Consider the following 12623-nt stretch of genomic DNA (forward strand, 5'->3'; position numbering starts at 1 on the left):
CGGCAGAAATCGAAAGAGCCTTTTTCGGTACGTTTCTCAAAAAACCAGAAACGTACCGAAATTCTTTTCAAAACAACAGCCTAAGAGATTTTGAAACGCTTCGGATCACGAAGAAACCACCAGCCTCGAATGCCCCACGCCACCGCCTTTCTCCACCCGCACCTGCACGGCGATGCGCTCCTTGAGCGCCTCCACGTGGCTGATGATGCCGATCATCTTGCCGCTGTCGTTGAGCCTGTCGAGTGCGTTGAGCGCGATCTCCAGCGTGTCGGCATCGAGCGTGCCGAAGCCTTCGTCGAGGAACAGAGAGTCGATGGAGGTCTTGTGGCTGACCAGGTCGGACAGCGCCAGTGCCAGGGCCAGGCTGACGAGGAAGGCCTCGCCGCCCGATAGCGTGCGCGTGTCGCGCGGGGTGTCGCCCTGCCAGCTGTCGACGATGTCCAGTTCCAGCTCGCCCTCTGGCTTGCGGCGCAGCAGGTAGCGGCCGTGCAGGCGGGCCAGGTGGAGGTTGGCCAGGTGCAGCAGGTGGTCCAGGGTAAGGCCCTGGGCGAAGCGCCGGTATTTGTCGCCCTTGGCCGAGCCGATAAGGCCGTCCAGGTGCTGCCACAGGTCGCTGTCGCTGGCCTGGGCGGCGATGTGCTCGAACAGGGCCTGCTGGCCCTGGCGGCGGCGCTGGTCGTCGGCCAGCTGGGCACGGGTGCCGCCCAGTTGTTCGCTGAGTGCCGTATGGCGCTCCTGCAGTGTTTGCAGCAGGGCCTGTATGGCTTCGGGTGCCAGGTCGGTCAGGGCCTGGGCCTGCAGATCCGCGTGCTCGCGCTGTGCGGCTTCCAGCAGGGTAGCCGCGCGCTGTTGTGCCGCCTGCAGTTGCTGGCGCAGCGCGGCCAGGCGCTGGCGTTCGGATGCGGGCAGCAGGGCCTGCAGGAAGGCGGACTCGTCAGCAAAGGGGCTGGCGGCCAGGGCGGCCTGCCATGCGGATTCGGCCTGGGCCGCTTCCTCACGCTGGCGGGCCAGCGTGGCCTGGGCCTGTTGCTGCTGGCCTTGCAGGGCATCCTGCCGCCGCGTGAGAGCGGCGATGTCGCTGGCGCATTCGGCCAGGGCCTGCGGCAGCTGTTCCACGGGCGGCAAGGGCAGTGAAGGCGGCTCTGCCACAGCCGTATCGGCGGGATGGGGCTGCGCCGTTCTCTGCTCCTCCCACTGCGCCTCCCACTGTGTTTCCGACTGTGTTTTCCAGCGCTGCGCATCGGCCTCGGCCGCCTCGCATTCCTTGCGCTGCAAGGCCATGGATTGGGCCAGTTGCTGCAGGTCGTGCCGGGCCTGTTGCCAGTGCTGCCATTCGGCTTCGCGCGCTTCAAGCCAGGGCTGGGCGTCGTCGGGCAGGGTGTGGCCGGCCTCGCCGAGTGAGGCCTGCAACTGCGCGTTCAGCGCCTGGGCTTCGGCCTGCAGACCGGCGATGGATTGCTGCAGTTCTTCGCGGCGTGCGCTGTGGTCGGCCAGGGCCTGCTGCTGCAGCGCAAGCTGGCCTTGCGCGGTCTGCAGTGACTGGCGGCTGTGCTGGGCGGCGTCCTTGGCCTGTTGCACGGCCTGCTCGCCTTGCTCGGCGGCCTGCACGGCGCGCTTGAGCGTATCCAGCTGGCGGGCGCAGGCCTGGGCCGATGCGGCGAGGGTGTCGGCCTGTTGCCAACTGTCTGGCGCGAGTTGCAGGGGTTGCGTGAGGCCCTGCCATGTGTCGTTCCATGTGCCGTGCCAGCGTGCGATGTCTTGTTCCAGTTCGTCGGCCTGGCGCTGGCGCGCAGCCTGTGCGGCCGTGGTGGCGGCCAGCGTGGCGCGGGCGGTTTCGCCCTGGGTTTGCAGGGCGTCGAGTTCATCCTGCTTGCGGCGCAGCGCGGCTTCGGTGGCCGAGGCGTCCAGCGCTTCGTAGGCGGCCACGGCCGGGTGCTCGTGCGCGCCGCACAGCGGGCAGGGCTGGCCGGGCTGCAGGGCGTGGCGGTGCTCGGACAGGCTTTGGATGCGCTGCTCCTGCAGGAGCAGGGTCTGCTTGTCCGCGACCTGTTCCTTGACGCTCTTGTACTGCTGCCGCAGGGCTTGCAGTGATGTGTCCTGCGCTCGCGCCTGTGCCTCTCCATCGCGCAATTCCTGCTCCAGCGCAGCTTGCTGGCGCGCAAGTTCGCGGCGCTGCGCGGCCTGGGTTTCTGCCTGGCGCCACAGGTGCAGGCGGTCCTGCTCTGCCTGCTCGCGCGCGCGCAACTCGGCCATGCCGCCGCTGCCTTGAAGGCGCTGCGCCTGTTCGTCCTGCGCATGCTGCAGTGCGGCGCTGACGCGGGCCTGGGCGTCGGTGGCGGCTTGGACCTGGGCCGTGCCGGCTTCGGCGCTTTGCGCCATGCGGGCCTGTTCGGCATCCAGCTTGCGCAGGGCTTGCTGCTGGTTGGCCGCTTGCTGTTGCTGGCTGGCGCGCAGCTTGAACTGCTGGCGCCAGCTGCCCAGTCGCTCGCCCAGCAGGGCATGGGCGGCATGCTGGGTGCAGAACTGTTCCAGCGTTTGGTGCTCGGCCTGCTGGCGGGCCAGGGTGTCTTGCGCAGCCTGGGCCAGGCGGGCGGACAGGGCCTGGGCATGGCGGTGCTGCAGCAGCAGGCGGGCCTGGGTCTGCTGTTCGTGCTCGCGCAGTTGCTGCAGTTGCTGGCGGCTGTCATCGCAGGCGGCGGTGCTGCGCTGCCAGGCCTGGTGCAGCGGCTGCAGCGCCTGCGCGGGCTCGTCATGGGCCAGTCTTTCCAGTTCGGGCGTGGCCTGTTCCAGTGCCTGGGCGGCGTCTGCGCAGCCGGTGCGGGCGGCCTGCAGTGTCTGGGTGGCCTGGGCCAGTTGCTGCTGCCATTGGTGCTGGGCCTGGGCGCGCAGGTAGTCGGCCTGCAGCGTGGCCTGCTCCGTTACCAGGCTGTCGGCCTGGGCCTGCAGGGCATCGCGTGCCTCGGGCGTCAGCAACTCCACGCCATCGGCCTGGGCCTTGAGCTGGTCCAGGCGCTGGCGCGCATCGCGGGCGCGTTCGAAGACTTTCTGCGAGATGAGGCCGTAGATCTCGGTGCCTGTCAGCTCTTCCAGCAGGCCGGCGCGCTCATTGGCATTGGCTTGCAGAAAAGCCGCAAAGCCGCCCTGGGCCAGCAGCATGGACTTGGTGAAGCGCTCGAAGTCCAGGCCGGTGATGGCGGCGGTCTGCTCCAGCTTGTCGCGCGTCTGGCTGCTGAGGATGCTGCCGTCGCCCCGGGCCAGTTCCACCTTGGGCGCCTGCAGTGCGCCATCGAGCCTGTCGCGTGCGCGGCGCTGGCTCCAGAAGGCGCGGTAGACCTGCCCCTTGACCTCGAATTCGACCTCGGCCAGACAGTCGGCCGTGTGGCGCGTCATGAGGTCGTTGGCCGATGCCGAGATGTTGTTCAGCCTGGGTGTCTGGTGGTACAGCGCCAGGCAGATGGCATCGAGCAGGGTGGACTTGCCCGCGCCCGTGGCCCCGGTGATGGCGAACAGGCCGTTGCCCGCGAACGGTGCCTGCGTGAAGTCGATGCGCCATTCGCCCTTGAGCGAGTTGAGGTTCTTGAGCCGCAGCGTAAGGATCTTCATGCGCGGGCCTCCTCGCCGTGTTCGCCGGCGCCTGGCTGGGGCGCATCGAGCCCGGCCACCACTTCCTGGTAGCGCCGGGTGAGGGCCTGGGCCAGGCCGGGCTCCAGTGTTTCCAGCGCCAGGCGGCGCTCGAAGACGTCGGCGGGGCTGATCTCGTGCAGCGACTCGCCGGCGGCGGCGGCCATGCCGGCCACCGCCCGGCCGCGCTGGCGCCGCACGCGCAGCAGTTCCACGGGCAGCTCGTCGGCCAGGGCCTGCACGCGGTCGGTGAGCTGGGGCAGGTAGTCGTCCTGCTCCACCACCACCTCCAACCATACGGACCGTGCAGGGCTGCCGGCCTGGGCGGCGGCGCGCATCAGATCCGGCAAGGCGGTCAGGCTGCCTGCCACCGAGGCCATGGGCTGAAAGCAGGGAACGGGCAGCGGCGTGACGGCCTGCAGCCCTTCGGGGCCCAGGTCCACCAGCAGCATCTGCTTGGACTGGCGGGCCTCGTCAAAGCTCAGCGCAATGGGCGAGCCGCTGTAGCGGATGTGCTCCAGGCCGCCCACTTTCTGCGGCTGGTGGATGTGGCCCAGCGCCACGTAGTCGGCGGGCGGAAAGGCCGAGGTGGGGAAGGCGTCCAGCGATCCCACGTAGATCTCGCGCACGGACTCGCTGCTGCTGGCGCCCACGGTGGTGAGATGGCCTGTGGCGATGATGGGCAGGCGCTGGCCGGATGCGGCGGCCAGCGCGTCACGGCGTGCCATGGCGGCGTCGTGCACGCTGCGGTAACAGGACTCGATGGCGGCTTGCAGCGCCTGCTGCTTTTGCTCGGCGCTTTGGCCGGGCTGGCTCAGCACCAGGTCGCGCGGGCGCATGAAGGGCAGGGCGCAGACGATGCAGCCGGGCGCGGCCGGCTGCCCCGGCCGGCGCCGCAGCGGCAGCTCGACCACGTGGCTGGCCGTCTCGCCCACGGCGGCAACCACGGTGGTGTCCAGGCAGGCCAGCAGCTCGCGGTTCTCTGCCAGCGTGGCCACGGAGTCGTGGTTGCCGCCCAGCAGCAACAGGGCCACGCCCGCCGCATGCAGGCGCACCACCAGCTGGCTGTACAGCTCGCGCGCATAGCTGGGCGGCGCGCCGGTGTCGAAGATATCGCCCGCGATGAGCACGGCATCGACCGCCTGGGCATCGACCTGCTCCAGCAGCCAGTCGATGAGCGCAGCGTGCTCGGCCTGGCGGCTCTTGCCCATGAAGTGCTGGCCCAGGTGCCAGTCGGAAGTGTGAAGAAGGCGCATGGTTTCGGTATCGCGGTATCGGTCCAATGTCCGCCGGCTGTGGCGGGGGCGACAGTATGGTCGCTGGCGCGCATGGGTGACAGCAGGACGGCGTGCCGCAGCTAACATCCCGGTTCACATCAACCAAGGAGACACAGGCATGTTCAGCCACGTCATGGTCGGGGTCAACGACCTCGAAAAATCCAAGCAGTTCTACGACGCATTCCTGGGCGCGCTCGGCATTGCGCCGGGCATGGCCAACAAGAACCGCTATTTCTACCGCAGCGCGGGCGGCACGTTTGCCATTTCCACACCGATCAACGGCGAGGCTGCCTGCCACGGCAATGGCGCGACCATCGGCTTTGCGACGCAGTCGCCCGAGCAGGCCGACGCGGCCCATGCTGCCGCCGTGGCAGCCGGCGGCGTGACCTGCGAGGATCCGCCCGGCTGGCGCGAGGCTTCGCCCGGTGGCCGGCTGTACCTGGCCTATGTGCGGGATCTGGATGGCAACAAGCTGTGCCTGTTGCATCGGCCGCCGAAGGCCTGAGTTTCTGACCGTGCCGGACGGTGTTTTTTCGGCGCTGGAGCCCTGACGTCGAAACGCCAAAATGCAAACAGCCGATGTGCCATCGCTGCACTCGGCTGTTTTTATTGCGGTTGGCCAAGGTGGTGCCACGCCAGAATAATCACCATTGAAATGGCTTGAACTTGCATTTTGGGCAGTGCAATACCGTCTTGTCCCGGCCCTCCAGGAACAGCGCACCGCCCCGGAACTGGTTGATGCTCCAACTTCCACGGCTGCCATCGCTGAATGCGATTTCGCCGCTTGCATAGCAGGGCGACCAGTCTAGCGTGTAGTGCGCGTCGTTTTCGTTGGTGGTTTTTGCCTGTTGAAAATAACGGCGCACCTGGGAGATGGACAGGACAAAGTTGGCGCAACTCACCGCTGGGTCTTTTTCGATGGGCGATTTGGCCGCGTTTTCCTGGATGGTGATCTGGCTGATCTTGGGAAGTATCAGTGGGCACAGTGGCGGCTCGAACTCTGAGCCTTTTGTGCATTGATTGGCGGCGGAGGCGGTGCTAGCCATAACAACTAGCAGGGGTAAGGTTAATAGTGATCTCACCATTTTGCTGAAATCGCTTCCGTAGGATTTTTTCTAGAGACTTCTGGGTGCCTGAAAACTTCGCTCATAGATATTCTTAGTGTCAGCGTTAATTCCGCGATAAGCCACTGTAGTGCATTATTCTGCTCGCTTGTAACGGCTTGATAAGTTTTCTTTTCGTCTGGTATGTTCCCGCCACGAGGAAGTGCTTTACCTACCAATTCAATGCCAATGCTGTCTTGGTTGGCCGGAAATCGTGCTGGAACCTTTTTCAGCATCTCGCGCTTGTTCTCTTGGGTTGGATTGAAACGTTGTAACGATTTTAATTCAACTGGTGTGCATCGCTTTTCCAGTAAACAACGCGCTTTTATTTTGCCAATGTGCCATGTTTGTTTGTAGAGGGAAGCGGTTTTGATATATTGTTCCATCTTTCTCTATCAAGAAATGTGCTCCATTTGCTGATGGGTTTTTGTAACTATCAATTGAAGACTGTGCTGTCGATCCTCCAGTTTGATGAACAATGATGCCATGAATTTCTTTCATTTCACCACGTTCAATGGTGGGTGCGATGGCTGGCTTTATGAGTGAGTGGATTGCTATTCCATTTCTATCGATTATTAGCATTTGAGTACCAAAGATGTGGGCCTGATGATGGCCCATGAGTTGTTAATCAGTGATTTGCGAGATATCGTAATTGCCGTTGATATGTTAGCCATGATGAGTATTGAGTGGTTGGGTTGAATTTGTAAAATTATGCAATCCTGATCTTTTTGTCATATCTCGCAGTTTTTAGATGTTTGGGCGGCTGTTGTTGTGATCTGATATGCGAATCAGTCTGCCTGGCGGAGTAGCAACTGTCTTGGCTTATGCGGGTGATCAAGAAATTGGTCGACAACTGGACAGGCTTGGCCTCGGAAAAAGCACCACCCGGCAGGGTCAAAAAATACGCAGGCCCATACCCACTGCCCTGTACGCCATACTCCCGCCCCGATGCGCCCGCCGGGCGCTCACCCCCAAGGAGAATGCGTGCAATCAGCAAGTGACCAGTGGTTCGACGAGGCGTACTACCAGCGCTACTACTTCGACAAGAAGACCAGCGTGGTCGATACCGAGCATGTGAACCGGCTGGGCGCTTTCGTCTGTTCCTACCTGAGTTATGTGCGCGTGCCCGTGCGCCGCGTGCTGGATGTCGGCTGCGGCATCGGTCTGTGGCGCGAGGCGGTGCAGCGCCACTTCCCCGGTGCCAGCTACCACGGCGTGGAGTTCAGCGAGTACCTGTGCGGACGCTTCGGTTGGGAGCGCGGCTCGGTGGTGGACTATGCGGCGCATGATCCTGCAGAGCCCTTCGATCTGGTGATCTGCCAGGGCGTGCTGCCCTATCTGAGCCCGCCGGATCTCAAGCGCGCGCTGGCCAATCTGGGGCGGTTGAGCCGAGGCGGTCTGTATGTGGAGGCGGTGGCGCGCGAGGATTACGAACGCGGCGTGATCGATGAGGATCTGACCGATCCGCGCCTGTTCCGCCACCGGGCCGATCTGTACCGGCGCGGGCTGGCCGAGCATTTCAAGGAACTGGGCGGCGGCGTGTGGCTGAGCCGCCGCGCCGAGCTGCCGCTGTTCGAGCTGGAAAGCGTGGGATGAGCCTGGAAATGTCAGCTGTGCCTGCTTCGGCGCAGGATGCCTGCGTGCCTCTGTCCTATCTGCGCGGCGTGGACTCCGGCGTGGCGCCGCATGCAGTCTCGCGGCTGCGCACGCAGCGGCTGGCGCGCAGCACGCGGCCGTTTCTGTCGCGCGGCGGGCCGCGCGGTGAGCGCTGCGAGGGTTGCCGGCTGCGGCCTTCGCACTGCCTTTGCGCGCTGCGTCCCATGCTGCCGACGCGGGCGGGCTTTTGCCTGTTGATGCACGATGCCGAGCCGCTCAAGCCCAGCAACACGGGCTGGCTGATCGCCGATGTGGTGGAGCAGACGCACGCCTTCGGCTGGGCGCGCACCGAGGCTGATGCGGGCCTGCTGGCCTTGCTCGATGATCCGCAGTGGCAGCCCTATGTGGTGTTTCCCGGTGAGTTCGTGGAGCCGCCGCAGCGCGTGGTGCATACGCTGCCGGCGCCCCGAGCCGGGGTCGAACCGAACCAAGGCCGGCGCCCGCTGTTCATCCTGCTGGACGCGACTTGGCCCGAGGCGCGCAAGATGTTCCGCAAGAGCCCTTACCTGGACCGCTTTCCGGTGCTGAGCCTGCACCCGGACCAGGTGTCGCAGTACCGTCTGCGCCGCTCGCAGCGCGAAGACCATTTCTGCACCAGCGAAGTGGCGGCCCTGTGCCTGGAGCTGACGGGCGACGTGGGTGACCGGCGTGCGGGCCGTGCGCTGGAGAGCTACCTGGCGGTGTTCACCGAGCACTATCTGCGCGCCAAGAACCAGCAGCCGGTGCAGGCAGGCAGTGACGCGCGCCGTGGTCTGCAGGACGCGATCTCTTCCGTTTGTCCGCCTGCTTGTTAAAAACGATAGCGGAAGAAGCTGGTGTTCATTGGGATTGGTGGCGTTTTGTTCCAAATTGTTGACGGCGCATCCAACTCCCCTTGCCCTGTGTTCGCCAGTGGCTCATCAGGGCGGCGCAGGGCGGCGTGAGGCCGGGTACAGCAGCGCCGGCGGCAACTTCCTGTTACGTTCCGGCCGCGGTGCGCTGCCCATACTCGCGGCGTGCGATGAGAGGTGGACAGACGGCGGGGCGGGGCGACCCAGGACTTCAGGCCGAATGTCCATCGAACCTGGCCCGCAGGCGGTGATGGCTAAAATCGGATTTCGCTGAAATTCATCAGCCATTGCCCTGCACTGCAAGGCATGTTCGTGCACGCAGGGCCGCCCGTAGAGACGGCCCGCATCCTCCAGGTGCGCCGCAGCCGCGGCTCGCGGATTGCTGGTCACAGCATCCGCCGGGAACCTTGGGGCGTGCCGTCTCTCTTATCGCGCTGGACCATGCGTTGCGACCCTCCCGGGGACGGCTGCGCCATGTCCGCGTGCTCCATTTTTCATGGGGTTTGTTCATGGCCCGGGGCGTATGCCCCGGCGTTGGAAAGGTGTCCGGTTTTGGTGGTCAAGGATTTCAAACTGCACTACAACCCCGCCCTTGACGGGCTGCGGGGCGTGGCGATCCTGTTGGTGATCTTGTCGCACTCCCATGCGCCTTTGTTCGATGGCGCATTCTTCGGGGTGGACCTGTTCTTCGTGCTCAGCGGCTATCTGATCACCTCGCTGCTGCTGATGGAGAACGAATCCGAAGGCCGCATCGGCTTCTGGCGCTTTTACCGCCGCCGCTTCTATCGCCTGATGCCGGCGCTGGCCCTGTTCCTGGGAGCGTACTGCATCTTCGCGCCCTTTCTGTGGCCGGACCTGAATGACATCTACACCGATGCGCTGGTCTCCATCCTTTATCTGGCCGACTACGGCATCGCCTTCTTCGACAGCCCGGACACGCTGCTGCACATGTGGTCGCTGTCGGTGGAGGAGCATTTCTACCTGATCTGGCCGCCGCTGCTGGTGCTGCTGCTGCGCTTTTCCAAGCCGGGTCGTCTGTGGCGCCCGATTGCCCTGCTGTGGGCGCTGAGCTGGCTGTGGCGCGTGTACTGGGTGGACCAGGGCCAGCACTTCTATGAGATCTTCTTTCGCTTCGACACCCGTGCCTCGGGCCTGTTCGCCGGTGCGCTGCTGGCGGCGGTGATGATCGAGCGGCCCGACTTCATCGCTGCACTGAAGGCGCGCATGCACCACGCCATGTGGGTGCCACTGGCCGTGCCGCTGTTGATGGCGCTGCAATGGGACAACCAGGACGCCATGGTCTGGGGCATCACCGTGGTGGAATGCGCCGCCGTGGTGCTGCTGGTGGCGGCAAGCCAGGGCTCGGGCCTGGTCTTCGACATGCTGTCGTCGCCCACGCTGGTGAAGCTGGGCCGCCTGTCCTATGGCGTCTACCTCTGGCACTACCCGGTGGTGCGCTATCTGCGCGCCGACTTCTCGTGGCCCGTGGTGGTGGCGCTGGGCCTGGCGATCTCGGTGGCGCTGTCGGCGCTGTCGTTCTACACGATCGAGCGCTGGGCGCTGCGCATGCGCGATGGCGAGCGCAAGGGCGGCGAGCGCCAGCCCCAGGCGCAGCCGGCCTGAATGCCGGCAGCGCGCCGAAAGCAAAAAAGGGAACGTTGGCACGTTCCCTTTTTTTGTGGGTGAAGGAGACCTGCTGCGCTCTCAGAACCCTGAGCCGGGCTGGGACAGGTACTGCAGTTCCTCGGCCGTGCTGGTGCGGCCCAGGATGGCATTGCGGTGCGGAAAGCGGCCGTAGCGCACGATGACGTCGCGGTGCCGGTGGGCGTAGTCAAGGGTGCCGGCGAGGAACTCGCGCACGCCCTCGCCGCCAGCGTCACCGGCCTGGTCGGCCAGGGCCTGGAAGGCAGCCACGCTGCGGTCCTGCAGGGCCAGGTCTTCGGCATGCTCCAGCGGCAGGTAGCAGAAGATGCGCGCCACGGCAGGCAGGTCGGCATGCCGGTCATGGCCCAGGGCGATGCCATCCAGCGCCAGTTGCAGCGCCTGCGGGTCGCCTGCAAAGCTGCGTGCCGTGCCCCGGAACAGGTTGCGCGTGAACTGGTCCAGCAACACGATCAGCGCCAGCCGCCCCAGCGCCGTGTCGGCCCAGCCGTCCAGTTGGCCGGCCAGCGCATCTTCGACCAGGGCGCCGAAGCGCTCGCGGATCTGGTCGTCAGTGGCATCGGACTTGATGAACCACAGGTTCTTGCAGGCCAGGGCGCCCTCGTTGTCGGGATGCGCGGAGCCCAGCCAGTAGCTGAGCACGTCGGCGATGCGCGGGTCTGCGGCGTGAGAAGGGGCAATGCTTGTCATCGGTGGCCAGGCTCTTGTCGGATGAGGAAGCCTTCGATTGTGCAGGCGGTGGCGTACCGCCCTTGTGGATGGCGGTTTTGCGCAGATGAAGCACAGCTTGTGCAAATGTTTTTCAATAGGATGTACACAGGTTTTTCAAGAGAAATTACCGGTGTTATCCACAGATTGGTATTCGGATTTCATTGCTGGCGCCTGTCAATCAGGCACTCATGAATTCAAGATTTCGCGTGGCAATGTTGCGAAAGTCCCCGGAGATGCGCGCATCCTGCGCCACGGTCTGCCAGAAGCGGCGTGCCAGCGCCTGGGCATGCGGCCATTCGGCCAGCGTGGCGGCCGTGGGGCGCTGGGGCTGGGCGCCGAAGTCGCGCTCCACGATCTCGCCGTTGATGGGCATGTAGAGCATGGGCAGCATGTCGTAGGTGGGCGACAGCGCCCAGTCGCCATGGGGCTGCGGCAGCACGAAGGAGATGTTGCCGTAGTGCCGGTCGGTGTTGGCGATGAGCTGGCCGTAGGCTTCGAGCAGGCGCAGGCTGCGCGCGTCGGCCTCGGTGATGAGGCCGCGTGCGGCCAGTCGGTTGGCCGTGGCTGCCCAGTTGTCCACCTCGCCGACGTACTGGGCATTGAGCACCTGCAGGGACACCATGCCGATGCGTCCAGGGTTGCTGCCCGGGTGGGCCTGTGAGACTGGCACATCGCCCGGCACAACGCTTGGCACATCGCCCGGCGCCGGCTGGCTGCGGTCGAAGCGCTCCGATTCGAGGAACGCGCGGCCGCCATCGAGGAACAGCCGCGTGCGCGCTGCGGGCAGGCCGTCTTCGGCCAGGGTCTGCAGTGCCAGGTGCTCGCAGACCAGCAGGTCGCGGATGCGCTGCTCGGCCGGCGCGTTGCCTGCCGGGGAGAACTTGACGATGACGCTGCGTCCGGCCGTGATGCAGCAGAACTTGGGCTGCTCGCCGCCCGCCGACGAGCCCGGATGCGTGCCCTGCATGGCCTGCATGGCCAGGCGCGGATAGTCGGCCGCAGAGGCGGCGCGCAGCGTGCGCGCGGGCAGGGAGTGAAAGCGCTCGAAGGCGGCTTCGCCCACGATGAGGTTGCCCGGCAGGTCTTCGCCAAAGCGGGCCAGGGCGCGCAGCACATCGTCCTCGCCCCACTGGCGCGGGTCGCCGCCCAGCTGTAGTTCGGGGTGGCTGTGCGCAAAGCTGCGGCCGATGAAGCCCTGGGGCCGCATGTCGTCCAGGAACCAGGGCAGGCCGTCGTGCTGCTCGCTGAGGCCGTCGGCCTCATCCACCCAGAAGCCGCCGCCGTGCAGGGCGATCATGCGGCCGAAGGGTGATGCATGGCCTTCGGTGTCCACGCGCATGATGGCCACCTCGGCGCCCACGCCCGCCACCTGGCGCGGCAGCACATAGCGCTGCGTGCGCGCCGCCCCCACCTTGCGCACCTGGCCCGACTGGATCAGCGGTGCCAGCGCGCGCGACACCGTGGGCTGGCTCACGCCCAGCATCTGCTGCAACTCGCGCGCCGCCAGCGCACCGCCCTGGCGGCGCAGTGCTGCCAGCACCTGCAGGGAGAGGTCTTCAGTGGCCATGGGGAATCAATTCATGAATGGATGAAACAAGGGGTTAATTTATTGAAAATCAAGGATTTATGCAAATCCGTGAATGGATATATGAATAGATAAAAAAACCGCGCCCAAGGGCGCGGCAAAGCTGGATTTCGCGGGGGCTTGCAGGTCTGCGAATCACGATCACAGCCTGTGAAACTGGCGTGCTCCAACTCAGAGA

The 12623-nt window shown here is 65.2% G+C and carries 9 protein-coding genes and 1 pseudogene; 4 read left to right on the forward strand and 6 right to left on the reverse strand.

Annotation, left to right across the window (positions count from 1 at the left end; all coding sequences use genetic code 11):
• Positions 1 to 105: 105 nt before the first annotated feature.
• Both DACI_RS04560 and sbcD read right to left on the reverse strand, forming a co-directional pair.
• A complete protein-coding gene (locus DACI_RS04560) occupies positions 106 to 3603 on the reverse strand; it encodes an AAA family ATPase (protein WP_012202826.1) in 3498 nt (1165 codons plus the stop codon).
• Positions 3600 to 4877 carry an exonuclease subunit SbcD gene (sbcD, locus tag DACI_RS04565; RefSeq protein WP_012202827.1) on the reverse strand — a complete coding sequence of 426 codons (1278 nt, stop codon included), beginning with the start codon at positions 4875 to 4877 and terminating at the stop codon, positions 3600 to 3602. The genes DACI_RS04560 and sbcD overlap by 4 nt, the downstream gene beginning before the upstream one ends.
• Before the next feature lie 139 nt (positions 4878 to 5016).
• Here sbcD and DACI_RS04570 point away from each other — a divergent pair, with 139 nt between their 5' ends.
• Entirely contained in the window at positions 5017 to 5403 is a 387-nt protein-coding gene (locus DACI_RS04570; RefSeq protein WP_012202828.1) for a VOC family protein, read from the forward strand.
• A gap of 139 nt (positions 5404 to 5542) precedes the next feature.
• Here DACI_RS04570 and DACI_RS04575 read toward each other — a convergent pair whose 3' ends face one another.
• Together DACI_RS04575 and DACI_RS30945 are read right to left on the reverse strand one after the other, a co-directional pair.
• Positions 5543 to 5944: a hypothetical protein gene (locus DACI_RS04575; RefSeq protein WP_043780631.1), complete on the reverse strand. Its 402-nt coding sequence runs from the start codon at positions 5942 to 5944 to the stop codon at positions 5543 to 5545.
• 32 nt (positions 5945 to 5976) lie between these two features.
• Positions 5977 to 6619, reverse strand: a pseudogene (locus tag DACI_RS30945) (peptidoglycan recognition protein family protein).
• Positions 6620 to 6985: 366 nt separating this feature from the next.
• Here DACI_RS30945 and DACI_RS04580 point away from each other — a divergent pair.
• The 3 genes from DACI_RS04580 (at position 6986) to DACI_RS04590 (ending at position 10110) form a co-directional block, all read left to right on the forward strand.
• Positions 6986 to 7597, forward strand: coding sequence for a class I SAM-dependent DNA methyltransferase (locus DACI_RS04580; RefSeq protein ID WP_013804555.1), 612 nt, complete (start codon positions 6986 to 6988; stop codon positions 7595 to 7597).
• 8 nt (positions 7598 to 7605) lie between these two features.
• Positions 7606 to 8451, forward strand: a complete 846-nt coding sequence (locus DACI_RS04585) for a tRNA-uridine aminocarboxypropyltransferase (protein ID WP_012202832.1) — start codon at positions 7606 to 7608, stop codon at positions 8449 to 8451.
• A gap of 510 nt (positions 8452 to 8961) precedes the next feature.
• The gene (locus DACI_RS04590; protein WP_012202833.1) at positions 8962 to 10110 is read left to right on the forward strand and encodes an acyltransferase family protein; all 1149 of its coding nucleotides are present in this window, start codon (positions 8962 to 8964) and stop codon (positions 10108 to 10110) included.
• 81 nt (positions 10111 to 10191) lie between these two features.
• On the opposite strand, the gene DACI_RS04595 is transcribed toward DACI_RS04590, so the two are convergent.
• Both DACI_RS04595 and yjjJ read right to left on the reverse strand, forming a co-directional pair.
• Positions 10192 to 10839 carry a DUF924 family protein gene (locus tag DACI_RS04595; RefSeq protein WP_012202834.1) on the reverse strand — a complete coding sequence of 216 codons (648 nt, stop codon included), beginning with the start codon at positions 10837 to 10839 and terminating at the stop codon, positions 10192 to 10194.
• 199 nt (positions 10840 to 11038) lie between these two features.
• Positions 11039 to 12427, reverse strand: coding sequence for a type II toxin-antitoxin system HipA family toxin YjjJ (yjjJ, locus tag DACI_RS04600; RefSeq protein WP_012202835.1), 1389 nt, complete (start codon positions 12425 to 12427; stop codon positions 11039 to 11041).
• Positions 12428 to 12623 lie beyond the last annotated feature (196 nt).

The sequence above is a fragment of the Delftia acidovorans SPH-1 genome (genome assembly GCF_000018665.1).
Classification (GTDB): domain Bacteria; phylum Pseudomonadota; class Gammaproteobacteria; order Burkholderiales; family Burkholderiaceae_C; genus Comamonas; species Comamonas acidovorans.